Source organism: beta proteobacterium MWH-UniP1 (assembly GCA_036362785.1).
In the GTDB taxonomy this organism is placed as follows: domain Bacteria; phylum Pseudomonadota; class Gammaproteobacteria; order Burkholderiales; family Burkholderiaceae_A; genus Lacustribacter.
This window is the reverse complement of sequence record CP143625.1, coordinates 662,970-678,349: the sequence shown is the minus strand read 5'-3', so window position 1 is coordinate 678,349 and position 15,380 is coordinate 662,970. Positions and strand designations below refer to the sequence as shown.

The 15,380-nt window shown below is 57.0% G+C and carries 15 protein-coding genes; 6 read left to right on the top strand and 9 right to left on the bottom strand.

What is annotated here, in order from left to right; genetic code table 11:
- Window positions 1-12: 12 nt before the first annotated feature.
- Window positions 13-420, top strand: coding sequence for an outer membrane protein assembly factor BamE (locus AOB54_03295; GenBank protein ID WVN42416.1), 408 nt, complete (start codon window positions 13-15; stop codon window positions 418-420).
- A gap of 3 nt (window positions 421-423) precedes the next feature.
- Entirely contained in the window at window positions 424-1,245 is an 822-nt protein-coding gene (gene dapB, locus AOB54_03290; GenBank protein ID WVN42415.1) for a 4-hydroxy-tetrahydrodipicolinate reductase, read from the top strand.
- A gap of 52 nt (window positions 1,246-1,297) precedes the next feature.
- Here the strand turns inward: dapB and AOB54_03285 are convergent, their stop codons facing one another.
- Entirely contained in the window at window positions 1,298-3,574 is a 2,277-nt protein-coding gene (locus AOB54_03285; protein WVN42414.1) for a protein-disulfide reductase DsbD domain-containing protein, read from the bottom strand.
- Window positions 3,575-3,607: 33 nt separating this feature from the next.
- On the opposite strand from AOB54_03285, the gene AOB54_03280 reads away from it, so the two are divergent.
- Window positions 3,608-3,805, top strand: coding sequence for a hypothetical protein (locus AOB54_03280; protein WVN42413.1), 198 nt, complete (start codon window positions 3,608-3,610; stop codon window positions 3,803-3,805).
- A gap of 73 nt (window positions 3,806-3,878) precedes the next feature.
- Here AOB54_03280 and AOB54_03275 read toward each other — a convergent pair whose 3' ends face one another.
- Genes AOB54_03275 through lgt form a run of 3 tightly spaced genes read right to left on the bottom strand, consistent with a single transcriptional unit; the run spans window position 3,879 to window position 7,049 of the window.
- Entirely contained in the window at window positions 3,879-5,399 is a 1,521-nt protein-coding gene (locus AOB54_03275) for a malonyl-CoA synthase (GenBank protein WVN42412.1), read from the bottom strand.
- A 23-nt stretch (window positions 5,400-5,422) separates the two neighbouring features.
- On the bottom strand, window positions 5,423-6,232 hold the full coding sequence (locus AOB54_03270) for an enoyl-CoA hydratase-related protein (GenBank protein WVN42411.1): 810 nt from the start codon (window positions 6,230-6,232) through the stop codon (window positions 5,423-5,425).
- Window positions 6,225-7,049 (bottom strand): prolipoprotein diacylglyceryl transferase, encoded by an 825-nt coding sequence (gene lgt / locus AOB54_03265; GenBank protein ID WVN42410.1) that lies wholly within the window; start codon window positions 7,047-7,049, stop codon window positions 6,225-6,227. The genes AOB54_03270 and lgt overlap by 8 nt, the downstream gene beginning before the upstream one ends.
- A gap of 42 nt (window positions 7,050-7,091) precedes the next feature.
- Here lgt and ilvD point away from each other — a divergent pair, with 42 nt between their 5' ends.
- The 3 genes from ilvD to AOB54_03250 all read left to right on the top strand — a co-directional run bounded on the left by ilvD (window position 7,092) and on the right by AOB54_03250 (window position 10,319).
- Window positions 7,092-8,834: a dihydroxy-acid dehydratase gene (gene ilvD, locus AOB54_03260; GenBank protein WVN42409.1), complete on the top strand. Its 1,743-nt coding sequence runs from the start codon at window positions 7,092-7,094 to the stop codon at window positions 8,832-8,834.
- A 126-nt stretch (window positions 8,835-8,960) separates the two neighbouring features.
- A complete protein-coding gene (locus tag AOB54_03255; protein ID WVN42408.1) occupies window positions 8,961-9,272 on the top strand; it encodes a c-type cytochrome in 312 nt (103 codons plus the stop codon).
- Window positions 9,273-9,368: 96 nt separating this feature from the next.
- A complete protein-coding gene (locus AOB54_03250) occupies window positions 9,369-10,319 on the top strand; it encodes an SDR family NAD(P)-dependent oxidoreductase (protein ID WVN42407.1) in 951 nt (316 codons plus the stop codon).
- 32 nt (window positions 10,320-10,351) lie between these two features.
- Here AOB54_03250 and AOB54_03245 read toward each other — a convergent pair whose 3' ends face one another.
- The 5 genes from AOB54_03245 to AOB54_03225 all read right to left on the bottom strand — a co-directional run bounded on the left by AOB54_03245 (window position 10,352) and on the right by AOB54_03225 (window position 15,364).
- On the bottom strand, window positions 10,352-11,752 hold the full coding sequence (locus AOB54_03245; protein ID WVN42406.1) for an FAD-binding oxidoreductase: 1,401 nt from the start codon (window positions 11,750-11,752) through the stop codon (window positions 10,352-10,354).
- Window positions 11,749-12,129, bottom strand: coding sequence for a nuclear transport factor 2 family protein (locus AOB54_03240; protein WVN42405.1), 381 nt, complete (start codon window positions 12,127-12,129; stop codon window positions 11,749-11,751). Before AOB54_03240 ends, AOB54_03245 begins: the two co-directional genes overlap by 4 nt.
- A gap of 93 nt (window positions 12,130-12,222) precedes the next feature.
- A complete protein-coding gene (locus AOB54_03235; GenBank protein WVN42404.1) occupies window positions 12,223-13,737 on the bottom strand; it encodes a PLP-dependent aminotransferase family protein in 1,515 nt (504 codons plus the stop codon).
- A 9-nt stretch (window positions 13,738-13,746) separates the two neighbouring features.
- Complete coding sequence (locus AOB54_03230) at window positions 13,747-14,568, bottom strand: ABC transporter permease subunit (protein WVN42403.1); 822 nt, start codon at window positions 14,566-14,568, stop codon at window positions 13,747-13,749.
- A gap of 16 nt (window positions 14,569-14,584) precedes the next feature.
- Entirely contained in the window at window positions 14,585-15,364 is a 780-nt protein-coding gene (locus AOB54_03225; protein ID WVN42402.1) for an ATP-binding cassette domain-containing protein, read from the bottom strand.
- Between the last annotated feature and the right edge of the window lie 16 nt (window positions 15,365-15,380).

Genomic DNA, 15,380 nt, shown 5'->3' with positions numbered 1-15,380 from the left:
ACCGAGATTTCCATGACCAAGCCACTACGCCTTACCGGACTTTTGCTAACCCCCCTGCTGCTTGCGGGCTGCAGTACCCCACAGTGGGTGAAATCCGCCAGGGAAAACCCACCCAATTGGCTCACGCCGTATCGCGTGGATATTGGCCAGGGTAACTATGTGTCCGAGGCCATGGCCGCCCAGCTCAAAGAAGGCATGACCAAGGAACAAGTCCGGGCGGTATTGGGCACCCCACTTCTGGTTGACCCATTTCGCAGTGACCGCTGGGATTACGTGTTCGACATTCAACGCGGCGATGGCCGAAAAGAACGCCGCCGTTTTTCCGTGACTTTCAAAGACAACCTGCTGGCTAGCTGGGGGGGAGATCCCCTGCCCAAAGATGGTGGCGAAGGCATTCTTCCATCACGTCCGGCACGCTAAATCATGACCAACAACACTTCCCCTGTTCGAATCGCTATTTCGGGTGCGACCGGTCGTATGGGCCGCATGCTGATTGAAACGGTCTTGGCCGACCCACAGACACGCTTAAGCGCGGCACTGGATATCGCCTCAAGCCCCATGCTGGGCAAAGATGCCGGTGACTTCATGGGCCAGGCCACGGGCATCAAGATCTCTGCAGACGCCATGAGCGCCTTAAAAGACAGCGATGTGCTGATCGACTTCACCCGGCCCGCCGCAACACTGGATTACCTAAAGGCCTGCCAGGCCAATGGTGTGCGTGCCGTGATTGGCACCACAGGCTTTGATGCGGCTGGCCTTGCAGCGATTCAGCAATTCGGCAAAACACAATCCGCAGTCTTCGCACCGAACATGAGTGTGGGCGTGAACATCACGCTGAAACTCTTGGAAGTCGCTGGCAAGTATCTGTCCGATGGCTTTGATATTGAAGTCATCGAGGCCCATCATCGGCACAAGGTCGATGCACCATCGGGCACCGCATTAAAACTTGGTGAAGTCGTGGCCAAGGCAGCCGGCCGCAATCTACAAGATGTTGCGCGATACGCCCGCGAGGGCCACACCGGTGAGCGCGACCCCAAAGAGATTGGGTTTTCGGTGATTCGTGGCGGCGATATTGTTGGCGATCACACGGTGCTCTTTGCCGGCACAGGTGAGCGCATTGAAATTACCCACAAATCGTCTTCTCGCGCGACTTATGCGCAGGGTGCCGTGCGGGCCGCGAAATTTCTGATGCAACAGCCCAAGGGCGTCTTTGATATGCAAGACGTGCTGGGGCTTCGGGGTTAAGGTCGCAGCGCTCGCCAAGCAAATCAGCAAGCGCATGTGAGTGAAGCCGCGATCAACGAATCGCGTCCATCACTTCTTTTTCGGTCAGCCACTCCGACAGAATTTTTGGTGCACCCCCGCCGCGGGGGTAGACCAGATAGAGCGGAATCCCGTTGCGGCCATGCCGCGCTAACTCTGCGCCAATCTGATCATCACGCCTTGTCCAGTCCGCACGAACAGTCTTCACACCACTTTGCGTGAACGCATTGATCACAGACTCTTTTTGTAAGACACGCACCTTGTTGGCCTGGCATGAAATACACCAGGTGGCAGTGAAATCGACAAACACCGTGTGGCCCTGGGCCTGCAGGCGCTCTGGCAGGCCCGGCGCCCACGGCTGCCACATTGCCGCACTATTTTGCGGGGCGAAAGAAGACACAGGCCCATCACCCGAGACAGAAACGCCAGGGCCAGTGGATGATAGATTGGTTGGTGCTGCAGCTGGTGAGACCGCGCGTGTTGCCTCTATCGCTGCATAAGCAACGAGCACCATCATCAACACGAGAGTGAGGCCAGCAGCAATCTTCGAACCACCACGCTGAATCACGCCGTAACACCACAGACCAAGACTTAAGGCGATCGCGCCAATCAATGCAGCCAGCACCACCTGCGGCCCCTGCAGATTGGCCAAGACCCAAAACAACCATGCTGCTGCAGCCAGCATGGGAAAGGCCATGGCCTGCTTAAAGCGCACCATCCAAAGGCCCGGCCGCGGCATTCTTTCCAAAAGCCCCGGCCATGCGGCCAACACCAAATAGGGCAGTGACATGCCCACGCCCAATGCAGCAAAGACCGCAAGCGTCTCCGCAATGCCGGCAGTTGCGGTAAAGCCAATCGCGCTTCCCATAAACGGTGCGGTGCAGGGCGACGCCACCACCACGGCCAAGATGCCGGAAGAAAACGCGCCCAGCGCACCCGACGACGATGACGCACGCTCTGCAAAACTTAAGTTCGCCACACGGCTACCCATCAGGCCCATCTCAAAGCCGCCAAATAAATTCACGGCGATGGCCACAAATAAAAATGCCAAGAGCAAGACCACCCAAGGGCTTTGCAACTGAAAGCCCCAACCCACGGCATCCCCTGCGGCGCGCAGAGCTAAGAGCAGGCCCGCAAGGGCCAAGAAACTCACAATCACACCAGAAGCAAAGATAAGTGCATGTTGAATTGCACCCGCGCGCGAATGGGCCGACTGCGCAAACGACAAGACCTTTAAGCCAATCACCGGAAACACGCAGGGCATCAGATTCAAAATCATGCCGCCCAAAAGCGCGCCAATCATGGCGGCCCCGAGTGCGCCCCAACCCGCCGATTCGGCCTTACGGGGTGCCGCCTGCTCAGCCGTCTGACCCGCACTCACCAGGGCAACTTCTGCTGGCGCTGGGCCCGACTGCAATGCCGCCCGCCACGCCACCCCCGCGGTGTCTGACACCACCCAGATGCCCTCAACGTGTTTGGTTTTTTGCACCTCTTGCACGGCTGACTTCGATGCCTCACCCAATGCAATGTCTACCCGGAAACCATCTGCGGTTTTGACTAAACGCTGGGCTCCTGCGGGGTGAATGAGAGCTTCGGTATAGGGATAGAAAAAGCCCGCTGATTCGCTGGCCTGATTGGACAACCACACCAAAGACAGGGTCTTGTCCGCCAAGTACGCGCGCACCACCCGAGTCGTATCGGGCTTTGGAATTGCACTTCTTGCCCGCGCAAAAAGCGCCGCATCCGATGTGTCTTGAATGCTTGATGCATCACGCGTGACGGTAACGACAATCGCCAGCTCCGCTTCACCGGGAATGCAGACATCTTTGCAGACGAGCCAGCTGGCCTTTGCCGTGAGTCGCACCGGACCCGGCGTGGCGTTGGCCGGCACCACGAGTTCTACGGGCAGAAGCAGATCACCCTCGAAGCCAAAGTTGGCCAGCGGGCCCACCGGTAAACGCTTCGGGGTGGGCCACTGAATTGGTCCGGCCTGCCAGCCAGAGGGCAACTGCCACGCCATGCTGGTGGGCAGGCCAGAGTCCCCAGGGTTTCGCCAATAGGTGTGCCAATGGGGGTCGTGAATGATGCGCAAGCCCAAAGCAAACGGTTTGCCAGCCAGTGCAGCCGTTTTTTCTGCGACCAGACCGGCCTGGACCTCCCCTGCCCGCACCAGCCCCTCGCGGCCACCCGATTGGGCCTGCACCGACTGGGCCTTTTGCAACAGGCCCTGGGCGTGGGCCATGTGTAGCCCCGGGCCAAGCAAGGCCAGGCTGCCGATTAAGGCTGAAAGGATTTTTTTAAATGCCGTCATCTTTGCCACATTCAAATTGATACCATTGTCGCCATGCTCAATGACATTGAATCGCTTGCCGAAAAAACCGATGCGGTGATCGCCACCCTGGATCAACTGCGCCAGGAAAACAAACAGTTGCGAAGCGACTTCGCCAAACTGTCTGCCGAACACCGCGACCTGCAGCAGCGGCTCAATACCGCGGTTCAAAAGGTCGAGCACTTAATCGAGCAACTCCCCCAAGAATCCTGATCACCCCCGGCGAACCCCTTCTCGGGTCGGTCCGCCAAATGGGGATTTGGTTCCCACCAAACCCCTTTATTCCTCAAGCCGCCTGATACTTCTCACGCAATAAGTTTTTTTGCACCTTGCCCATGGCGTTCCTTGGCAGGCTGTCGACCACATAAATCTTCTTGGGCACCTTGTAGTTGGCGATTTTGGTTTTTAGAAAACCAACCATATCCTCGGCATCAAGCTTGGCACCCGGCTTGGCCACCACCACTGCAGTCACGGCTTCCCCGAAATCAGGGTGCGGCACACCAATGACAGCGGTTTCATCCACACCCGGCATGTCATCAATCAGCATCTCAATTTCTTTGGGGTAGACGTTGTAGCCCCCGGTAATGATCAAATCTTTGCTGCGGCCCACCAGATTCAAATAACCGTCGGCGTCCCACTTGCCCATATCGCCGGTTTTAAACCAGCCATCAGCTGTGAATTCTTCCTTGGTTTTTTCCGGCATACGCCAATAGCCACCAAATACATTGGGGCCCTTGACCTGCACGCTACCAATGGCCGACTCGGTTTTTTTCTTCTGCGCAATGGGCTTGCCCCCATCATCAACCAGGCGCACCTGCACGCCCGGCAAAGGAAAACCCACCGTGCCTGCGCGGCGCTCGCCCTTATACGGGTTGGATGTGAGCATCACGGTTTCGCTCATGCCGTAGCGCTCCAAAATGGTGTGGCCGGTGCGTTCCGCGAAAAGCGAGTGGGTCTCGGTGAGCAGCGGCGCTGATCCCGAGATAAAAAGGCGCATATTGCTGACTAACTTTCGGTCCACACGCGGGTCAGCAGCCAGGCGAACATAAAAGGTGGGCACACCCATCATCACCGTTGAGCGTGGCAAAAGTTTGACAATCAGATCGGTATCAAACTTGGGCAGCCAGAATGATTTACTGCCGTTAATCAAAGCACCGTGAAGCGCCACAAACAGACCGTGCACGTGAAAAATTGGCAGCGCATGCAAAAGCACATCGCCCTTTTTCCAGCCCCAGTATTTTTGTAGTGTTAACGCATTAGACGAGAGATTGCGGTGGCTCAGCATGGCACCCTTGCTGCGGCCAGTCGTACCCGATGTGTAAAGAATGGCCGCCAAGTCATCGGGCTTAGAGCGCACTGTTTTAAACGTGGCCGCATGGGGAGTGGCCGCCTCAATCAGGCTGCCATCAGCAGACTCGCCCAGGGTCTTCACCACCTGGCATCCCGCCGCTTGTGCAGCAGGTGCAATCCAGCCAAGGTTGTCGGGGCTGCAGACCACCACAGCGGGCTCGGCATCTTTTAAGAAGTATGAAATCTCGCCTTCGCGATAGGCGGTGTTGAGTGGCAAAAACACCATGCCCGCACGCAGTGTGCCCAAATACAGCATCACCGCCTCCACAGATTTTTCCACCTGCACCGCAACGCGGCTGCCCAGCGGAATATTGAGCGACGTTAACCAGTTGGCGATCTTGGCACTACCGGCACGCAGATCATCAAAGGTGTAATAGCGGCCATCTGGCGTTTCAAAGGCGCAAGTGTTGGGTGTGGTGGGAAAGCGGGACTCAAGAAGTTGATAAAGATTACTCATGATCTGTGCTGTAAAAAATTAAATTAATTGTTTTCAAATTTCGGTGCGGTCTTACTTAAAAAAGCCTCGATGCCGCGCACATAGTCCTGGGTCTCGACAAAATCCCAACAGGCCTCGCGCTGCTGTGGCGACAAAATCTCGTGATCGTGAATTGCGCTTAGGCGATTGATCAGCCACTTATTGCGTTTCGCGGCGTGTGGCGCGCCACTGGCAATGCGATGGATGGTTGCGGCCAACTCGTCTTCCCAGATCGACAGGGGAATAATGCGATTCACCAGGCCCTTGTCATAGGCCTCATCTACTTCCATGATGCGGCCTTCCAGCAAGATCTCAAGCGCGACTGCCTTGCCCACCAGGCTCACCAGCCCTGCCGCCTCGGTGGGGGCCAGGGGAAAGCCCAGCCGCAGAATTGGAATGCCAAAGCGACTACGCTCGGTCGCAATTCGCAGATCACAAACACTGGCAATCTCTAGGCCACCCCCAACACAAGGGCCATCAATTGCGGCCAACACAGGTATTGAGCAATTCGCGACACTGGCCAGAGCCGGCGCAATCATTTCTTCGTGATAGTGGCGCACCTGATCACGATTCATGCGCACACGTTTGAATTCTGCAATATCGGCACCCGCTGCAAAGGCACCAGGCGCACCACGCACCACCACGGCCCGCAAATCATCTCGGGCACTGATCTGTTGAAAACAATTTTTAAGCTGGCCCCACATGGCCACATTAATGGCATTCAAATGGCCAGGGTTTGAGATCAGTACCGTGGCCACATTGTCTTGGGCTGACCAGCTAATGGCACCGGCCACCGAATTTGATGGGTTAGACATGTCTTTGTTCTGTTGTGCGATAGGCCATCACGATCAACGCCAGGCCCGCGATCACCATGGGTAAAGACAGCCATTGTCCCATGGACAAACCAAGGGATAAGAGTCCCAAAAAGCCATCGGGCTCACGGGCAAACTCGGCTAGAAATCGAAACACACCGTAGCCAAAAAGAAAGGTGCCTGACACCGCGCCAACAGGCCGGGGCTTGGATGAGAACCACCAGAGCAGCACAAAAAGCGTGATGCCCTCTAGCCCCATCTGGTACAGCTGAGATGGGTGGCGGGCAATGCCATCACCGGCCTGGGGAAAGACCATGGCCCAAGGCAGCCCCGTGGATTCGACCGGGCGGCCCCAGAGCTCGCCATTAATAAAGTTACCCAGGCGGCCCGCGGCCAGGCCAAACGGCACCAGGGGGGCAATGAAATCGGTCACCGCTAAAAAACGCAGGCCACGCAGCCGGGCAAACAGGGCCAAGGCAAGAATCACACCGAGCATGCCGCCGTGAAAGGCCATGCCACCCTGCCAGATCGCCAGGATTTCCGCTGGGTGGGCCAAGTAATACGCTGGCTTATAAAACAACACGTAGCCAAGCCGGCCGCCCAACACCACACCCAAAACACCAAATAGCAATAAATCGTCGAGTGTTTTGGCATCAAAACCTGACCCCTGATCGCGGGCCGCCCGAAGCCGCAAGCGGCCCAGCACCAGCACGCCGGCAAAGGCCACCAAATACATCAGGCCATACCAGTGGACAGCAAATGGGCCAACAGAAAAAGCGACGGGATCAAACTGCGGATGGGTCAAGACAGGCGAGTTCATGCGGCACAATATACCCTTTGCGACCGTCAGGAGTATTCGGAAATGTCCCAGAGTGATTCGTCAAAACCCGCCAATTCCAACGCACCAAAGCGCCTAAACGAGCGCTCCCGCATGGTGACCGAGGGTGTCGCCAGGGCGCCGAATCGATCCATGTACTACGCCATGGGTTACAAGGAAGAAGATTTCATCAATAAGCCCATGGTCGGCGTTGCCAATGGCCACTCCACCATCACCCCGTGTAACAGCGGACTTCAGCCCCTGGCCGATGCAGCAGTCGCTGCGCTCAAAGGTGCCAATGCCAATCCCCAGGTGTTTGGTACACCTACGATTTCCGATGGCATGAGCATGGGCACCGAGGGCATGAAGTATTCCCTGATCTCTCGCGAGGTGATCGCTGACTGTATCGAGACCTGCGTCAATGGCCAGTGGTTGGATGGCGTAGTCGTGATCGGTGGCTGCGACAAAAACATGCCGGGCGGCATGATGGCCATTGCCCGCACCAATGTTCCCGCGATTTATGTCTACGGCGGCACGATCAAACCTGGCCACCACAAAGGCAAAGACCTGACCATCGTGTCGGCCTTTGAGGCCGTTGGCGAATTCACCGCTGGCCGACTCGACGAATCGGAATTCAAAGAGATCGAAAAGAAATCCTGCCCGGGCACCGGCTCTTGTGGCGGCATGTACACGGCCAACACCATGAGCTCGGCCTTTGAGGCCCTGGGCATGAGCCTGCCCTACTCCTCCACCATGGCCAACGAGGATCAGGAAAAGATCGACAGCGCTGCCGATTCGGCCCGCGCCTTGGTCGAGGCCATCAAAAAGGGCTTAAAGCCGCGCGACATCATCACGCGTGAATCGATTGAAAACGCCGTGAGCGTGATCATGGCCGTGGGCGGCTCCACCAACGCGGTGCTGCACTTCCTGGCCATTGCCCACGCGGCAGAAGTGAAGTGGACCATTGATGACTTCGAGCGTGTGCGCCGCAAAGTGCCGGTGATCTGCGACTTGAAACCATCCGGCCGGTTCGTGGCCACAGACCTGCACAAGGCAGGCGGCATTCCCCAGGTCATGAAGATCTTGTTAGACGCTGGCCTGCTGCATGGCCACTGCATGACGATCACCGGTAAAACGGTTGCGGAAATGCTCAAAGATATTCCGAGCACGCCACGCGCTGACCAAGAAGTGATTCTGCCAATCAGTAAGGCCCTCTATCCCCAGGGTCACCTGGCGATTCTCAAAGGCAATCTGTCCCCCGAGGGCTGCGTGGCCAAAATCACCGGCCTGAAAAATCCAGTCATCACCGGCCCAGCCCGGGTCTTTGACTCGGAAGATGCCGCCATGGAGGCCATCATGGCCCGCTCCATCCAGGCAGGCGATATCGTCGTCATTCGCTACGAGGGCCCACGTGGCGGCCCCGGCATGCGTGAAATGCTCGCGCCCACATCGGCACTTGTTGGTCAGGGCCTGGGCGAGTCTGTGGGTCTGATCACCGACGGCCGCTTCTCTGGCGGCACCTGGGGCATGGTCGTGGGCCACGTGGCGCCCGAAGCCGCCGTGGGCGGGCCGATTGGCCTGATCAAGGAAGGCGACTCCGTAACGATTGATGCCCACCAGCAGCTCATCCAGCTGAACATCTCGAATGCTGAGTTTGCTGCCCGCAAGGCCGCCTGGCAACCGCCAAAGCCCCGCTATACCCGCGGTGTGCTGGCTAAGTTCGGCAAACTGGCCTCGAGTGCCAGCCGCGGAGCGGTGACCGACCCTGAACTTTCTCAACCCGAGTAAGTCCTAGGGCTGTGAGCCGTAAAAATAAAGCTAAAATCTCGGTCAACCAGCAGTCTAGGCCGCACGTTGATAGGTGGAGTTGAATTGCTTGGTTACAAAATCGCCTTAACCTTTAGGAGACTCTGAATGCGTAAGTTTGTTGCTCTGTCGATCGCTGCTGGCCTGATGGCTTCTGCCAGTTCAGCCTTTGCTTCGGCCGAAATGCTGAAGAAAAATAACTGTACGGCTTGCCACGCCAACGACAAAAAACTGGTTGGCCCTGCTTACAAAGATGTTGCTGCTAAGTACAAAGCAGACGCTGGCGCAGCTGAAAAGCTGGCCAAGAAAATCAAGGCCGGTGGCCAAGGCGTTTGGGGCCCAATCCCCATGCCCCCACACCCCCAGCTGTCTGAAGCCGATGCACTGACACTGGCCAAGTACGTTCTGGCCATCAAGTAATTCTGTTGGCCTGATCTGCGCGTAAGTTGACGTGCAGGAGTGAAAAGCCTTCCCGTGAAACGGAAGGCTTTTTTATTTCAGGTATCGTAGTTGCCCATGGCACTTCCCCGTCAATTCCGTCGCTTGCGTGTGGCCCTGGTTGGTGTGGGTGATGTCGCCAAACGCACGCTAACCCAACAACTCGGCCGCAATCTAGGTAGCCACGGGCCACGTTTGATACTGGCCAGTAGAGCCGGGTGGGACACCATTCCTGACTCACTCAAACCAACGCTCATTCACAACCGGCACGCCGTGCTTCGCACCGATGTTGATCGCCGCAGCGATACGGAGCGCTTAATTCAAATCAGCCAGGCCGCCATTGTCTATGTGCCAACGGCCGATGCCTCTGCGCGCAACCACGCCAAAGATTCCCGGATGCGGCTCATGGCACGCTGCATTCGAAAATCTGGCCGCCGTCTGCCATTGGTTTATCTCAGCACCACAGGCGTCTACGGCAATCACCAGGGTGCTGTGGTCACCGAAGTCAGCAACTGCCGCCCTTCGCAGGCCCGATCACAGCGCCGCCTTGATGCAGAGCGCATTCTTCGGCCTTTGGGGGCCCACATTCTTCGGGCCCCCGGCATCTACGCAGAAGACCGCCTGCCCACGGCGCGACTTGCTGCGCGACACCCTGCGCTGCGCGCCGAAGACGACGTCTTCACCAACCACATTCATGCCGATGATCTGGGCCACATGGCCTGGATTGCGGTCTTCCGTGGGCGCCCGGCCCGCGTGACCAATGCCGTGGATAAGACAGATTTAAAGATGGCCGACTATTTCGATGCCGTAGCCGACACGCTGGGGCAACCCCGCCCACCACGTGTGTCTCGTGAGGAGATGCGCGCACTGGGTAAGACGGGGGTGATCAACCCCATGATGATGAGTTTCTTAAGTGAATCCCGCCGCGTACGCACCACAAGGCTTGATACAGAACTGCGCCTAAAACTTCGCTACCCCACCGTTTTACACACGCTGGAAAAACTTCGGGCCCAACTTGGGGCCCGATAGGTACTGCTTGTTTGGTCACACGACCACGACGGTCAAAGCACTTCGTCGCGCAGGTAATACCAGCGATACAACATGGCCTGGCCAAGCCGGCGAAATGGCGCAAACAAATGGCCAGGCAGCGGTGAGTTGTAGATCGGCAATTGAAAGGCCGTGTCTTGTTTGCCCGCAATCCGATCGGCCATGCGCTTGCCTGCATGGGCGGAAAACGACACGCCATTGCCGCCATAGCCCAAGGCATAAAAAATTGACTGGGCTGGGTCCGGCTGCACGATGCGGGGCATCATGTCGTGGCTGACATCCACCCAGCCCCACCAGGAATAGTCCACCTGAATATTTTTCAACACAGGAAACTTGCGGGCCAGACCATCGCGAAGCAGTTGCATATGATGCGGCGCTTCGGCATCGGCACCATGAATGGCACTACGGCTACCAATCTGAAACCGATTGTCAGGCAAGAGCCGGTAATAAAAACGCAGGGTCCGTGTGTCTGTAATAAAGGCCTCTGACTTCATGCCCACTGCCGCAAGTTCATCTGGTGTGAGCGGCCGTGTCACCATGGAGTTCGACAGAATCGGCATGATCTTGTTATGCAGCAACGGTGTCAGGCTCTGCCCGCCATAGGCACCCGTGGCCACGCCCACCGTCTTGGCCCGCACAACGCCACCGGGCGTACGCAGATAGTAATAACCATTGCGCCTCTCCCAGCCCTGCACGGGGCTTGAGGTATGAATCTTGGCGCCCAATGATCGGGCCATGCGGTGATAGCCGTGGGCCAGTTTCAGGGGGTGCACACCAACGCCTTCGGGCTCGTAGAGTGCACCGAAGGCCTCACGATCACCGCAGAATTCTTCTTTTACCTGTTCGGGTGTTAAGACCCGAGTCTGGTAACCAAAGTGCTCACGCATGACCTGGGCTTCATTGCGCAGAAACTCCATCTTCTTTGCGCGGTGGGCTGTGTAGAGATGGCCCTTGTCTTGCGCATCACAGGGAATCTGCGCCACCAAAGAACGAAAGGTCTCAAAGCCACTTCGAATTTCGCGGTCTAATTTTTTGGCCGTGTCCATGCCCCAACGCTTAATCCATTGGGAACGATAAAGCCGGCCACTTGCGTTTTGGCCCTGGCCACCATTGCGACTGGTGCAGCCCCAGGCGGTTTGATTGGCTTCCAACAAGGTGGCCTTGATGCCGTATTCCTTGGCCAAGAAAAGCGTGGTCGCCAGGCCCGTAAAGCCCGCGCCAATAATCACCACATCGGCATCCATGTCGGCCTTCACGGGGCCATCATCTTCTGGGGGGTCGCCTGCAGTGGCCACCCAATAGGTGGGTGCATAGGCCATGCCAGTGCCCACCGAGGGTGAGACCAATGGGTCAAAGCGTGGGTTATAGGCCTGCTGGCCCGCCTGAAAAAGTGGGTGTTGTAGCGCAGCGCTCATGAGGTCACACGGTTTTTTCTAAAGGCGTTCTTAATCAAGATCTTGCCGTCGCGAAAGGTGAAGATATCCACGCCATTGGCCTCGATGCGCTTACCGTCTAATCCAGTGCCAACAAAACGCCACTCCGACACACCGCGATCACCGGCAACAAAATGTCGGCCATCGAGCCACTGGGCATCGGGGAAGTTTTTCCAGGCTGCCTCGAACGCTGTACGCACTGCGGCCGCACCGCTGACGCGTGTGCCACAGGCATCCGGCCCTGCCACTGTTTCAAAAATGCAATCGTCTGTCATGAAAGACATTAGGGCATCAATGTCATGGGCATTCCATGCGGCGGAAAACGCCGCCAAGGTTTCAACAGTGACCGGTTTACTCACTCGCCTCTCCTTAATGATCAGATGACATTGTTATGTAGAAGACCGACGGGCCGTTAGATCCAGAGCGCTACTAAATTACGGTCCAGACAGGAATCAGCCGCGCGAGACCTTGGCCAGTAATTCAATGCCGGACTCAATCCGCTCGACATTGATGGCCGAAAAACCCAGTCGAAAAAACTCACGCGGTGCAGGCTCCTCAAAAAACACATCGCCACACTCAATCAACACGCCAACTTTTTCTGCCTGCTCGGCAAGCCACCGCGCATCTAACCCCCGTGGTCCCCGGACCCAGAGTGATGAGCCGCCGTGGCTGGGATAGACCTCGAACTCGGGCATGTGTCGGGCCAGGGCTTCTTGCAACGCCATGGCACGCTGGCGATAGATCACGGTCTGCTTGCGGACCATGGCATCTAAATGCCCCAAAGAAATAAAAAGCGCAAAAGCACGTTGGATAAAGGCGGACGGATGCCGCACCATCAGCCGGCGCAGACCGCGTAGCTCACTGATGATGGGGGTGGGCCCCACCAGATAGCCCAGGCGCAAGCCCGGCGCAAATGTCTTGGATAGGCTGCCCACATAAAGCACGCGGCCGGAACGGTCACTGCTCTTTAATGCAGGACTGGGGTTTTCGCCAAAGACCGACTCTGCTTCGTAGTCATCTTCGACAATCACAAAGTCATGCTGCTCGGCGGCGCGCAACAACGCTTCACGACGCTCCACGGACATCTTGGTGGCGGTGGGGCATTGATGGCTGGGAGTGACATAGACATAGTCACAGCCATCAAGCCGATCATCGACTGGCAGCCCCTGGTCATCCACATCAATGGGAACAATCTTCCCCGACTTTAAAGAAAAAATATTGCGCGCATCCGGGTAGCACGGATTCTCCATGCCGACCCGTGTGGTTTCCGAAAACAAGAGATCAGCAATCATGTAGAGCGCGTTTTGCGCGCCTACTGTGACCACCACCTGATCGGGTGTGGCCCAGACACCCCTGCGCGGCAAGACCTTGGTGCAGATTTCATTAATCAGGGCTTCATCATCATGCAGAATCAGATCCTGGGCCCACTCACGAATATCCCCGACCGACAGGGCCTTCATGCAGCACTCACGCCACTCCGCCGTTGGAAATAGACTGGCATCAAATTGGCCATACAGAAACGGATACGGCAATTTCTGCCAATCAGAGCGCTTCACAATATTGCGCTGGCTGCCCACCGACAGCTGAAGCCGGCTGGTCCAATCCGGCGCACGATGATTAATCGGCACCACCTGCGCCCGGGCGGGCTCGGCACGCTTGGGGGCCTGCAGCCCGGATGGCTTGGCCATCTCTGGGTTCACCCGATGGCCGCTGCGGTCTCGCGTGACCAGATAGCCCTTGGCCACCAGCTGTTGATAGGCCAAGACCACGGTATTGCGTGCCACGCCTAATGCTTCAGAGAGTTCACGGCTGGATGGCACTTCACTATTGGCCGGCAGACGGCCATCCAGAATGGCCTCGACAATCATGGTTCGAATTTGGTTTTGCAGATTTCGGCCGTCCGTGCGGTAGCGCTCGAAAATCTCGCGCCACATCACAGCGTTTAAGGCGGGTGCGGTATTGGACATGGCAAGAATTTACATGCGGCCGCGCCAAGGCACGGCCCAGATTTCGATCCGGCGCATCAGCGCATCAAACAGCAGGGCAACAATACCGATCACGATAATGCCCATGATGACCACATCGGTGCGCAAGAAGTTCGATGCATTGAGCACCATCTGACCAAGGCCAGCCGTGGCTGCCACCATCTCGGCTGCCACCAGGGTGGTCCAGCCAAAACCAATCGCAATGCGCATGCCGGTGAGAATCTCGGGCAGGGCCGCCGGCAAAATCACATGCCAGACCACCTGTGAGCGCGATGCCCCCATAGAAAATGCTGCATTGATTTGCTCTACCGTGACTGAACGCACACCGGCGCGGGCCGCAACCGCCAGGGGCGCAAAGCAGGCCAAATAAATCAGAATGATTTTTGAAGTTTCATCAATCCCAAACCAGATGATGACCAGGGGCAGATAAGCCAGTGGTGGCAGGGGGCGATAAAACTCAATCGGCGGGTCAAAAATACCGCGCATGATCCGTGACACACCCATCAAGATACCCACTGGAATGGCAAACAGGCAGGCCAGAAAAAAGGCGCCGAACACACGGTAGACGCTCCAACCAAAGTGCTCAATCAGCGTAATGCCGCCCTGTAATTCCCCACGGTTGCCCGCCATAAAGGCTTCCCAGACCGCTGCTGGGGTTGGTAGCACCAGGGGCGGTAACAACCCTGCCGCCGTGATGGCCCACCAGAGAATAAAAATCGCTGCGGTGGTGATCAATGAAATCGTCATGGTCGGGCCCTCGCCCGGTACACGATAGCCCTTTACTTTTCTCATCGGCGCACTGGATGCACTCATCGTTTCTCTCCGTGGCTCAATGTTTGGTGTCGTGAATCAGCGAGACCACTTCTTCACGCATGCGAATAAATTCGGGCTGCGACTTGACGGCACGTGCATCGCCCGTGCGGATAAAGTCATGACAAAACGACAGCTTGTAGCGCTTCACAATCCGGCCAGGTGATGGCGACATCACAATCAAGTCGGTTGCCAAGAAAAGCGCCTCTTCTACCGAGTGGGTAATAAAAAAGACAATCTTCTTTTCTTTGTCCCAGAGCCGAAGAATGGTTTCTTGAATTGACTCACGGGTTAAGGCATCCAGCGCCCCCAGTGGTTCATCCATAAGCAACACTTCTGGGTTAGAGGCCAATGCACGGGCAATGCCCACCCGCTGCTGCATGCCGCCCGAGAGCTGATAGACCGGCGAATTCACATATTTGGTCAGTCCAACCGCTTGGATCTTGTCCATCGCGACTTCGCGGCGCTCTTTTTTCGGAACACCCCGCATTTTCAAACCAAACTCAACGTTTTCGATCACGTTAAGCCAGGGCATGAGCGCATGCTTTTGAAACACCACGCCCCGGTCGGCACCGGGGCCGTGGACAACGGCACCATTGAGCACGATATCGCCTTGTGACGGCTCCAAGAACCCGGCAATGCAAGACAGTAGTGTGGTCTTCCCGCAGCCCGACGCCCCGATGGCCACCACAAAATCTCCCGAGTTCATCTCGAGATTGACCGTCGAGAGCGCCAGCGTGGATTCGCCACGTCGAGTCTCAAACTGAACCGATACATCTTGGATATGCAACGTACTCAATGGTGTCTCCCCCGTT

Bases quoted from the DNA above. Each gene is read 5' to 3' on its own strand.
- AOB54_03295 (WVN42416.1), top strand. From the start codon at position 13: ATGACCAAGCCACTACGCCTTACCGGACTTTTGCTAACCCCCCTGCTG.
- dapB (WVN42415.1), top strand. From the start codon at position 424: ATGACCAACAACACTTCCCCTGTTCGAATCGCTATTTCGGGTGCGACC.
- AOB54_03285 (WVN42414.1), bottom strand. From the start codon at position 3,574: ATGACGGCATTTAAAAAAATCCTTTCAGCCTTAATCGGCAGCCTGGCC.
- AOB54_03280 (WVN42413.1), top strand. From the start codon at position 3,608: ATGCTCAATGACATTGAATCGCTTGCCGAAAAAACCGATGCGGTGATC.
- AOB54_03275 (WVN42412.1), bottom strand. From the start codon at position 5,399: ATGAGTAATCTTTATCAACTTCTTGAGTCCCGCTTTCCCACCACACCC.
- AOB54_03270 (WVN42411.1), bottom strand. From the start codon at position 6,232: ATGTCTAACCCATCAAATTCGGTGGCCGGTGCCATTAGCTGGTCAGCC.
- lgt (WVN42410.1), bottom strand. From the start codon at position 7,049: ATGAACTCGCCTGTCTTGACCCATCCGCAGTTTGATCCCGTCGCTTTT.
- ilvD (WVN42409.1), top strand. From the start codon at position 7,092: ATGTCCCAGAGTGATTCGTCAAAACCCGCCAATTCCAACGCACCAAAG.
- AOB54_03255 (WVN42408.1), top strand. From the start codon at position 8,961: ATGCGTAAGTTTGTTGCTCTGTCGATCGCTGCTGGCCTGATGGCTTCT.
- AOB54_03250 (WVN42407.1), top strand. From the start codon at position 9,369: ATGGCACTTCCCCGTCAATTCCGTCGCTTGCGTGTGGCCCTGGTTGGT.
- AOB54_03245 (WVN42406.1), bottom strand. From the start codon at position 11,752: ATGAGCGCTGCGCTACAACACCCACTTTTTCAGGCGGGCCAGCAGGCC.
- AOB54_03235 (WVN42404.1), bottom strand. From the start codon at position 13,737: ATGTCCAATACCGCACCCGCCTTAAACGCTGTGATGTGGCGCGAGATT.
- AOB54_03230 (WVN42403.1), bottom strand. From the start codon at position 14,568: ATGAGTGCATCCAGTGCGCCGATGAGAAAAGTAAAGGGCTATCGTGTA.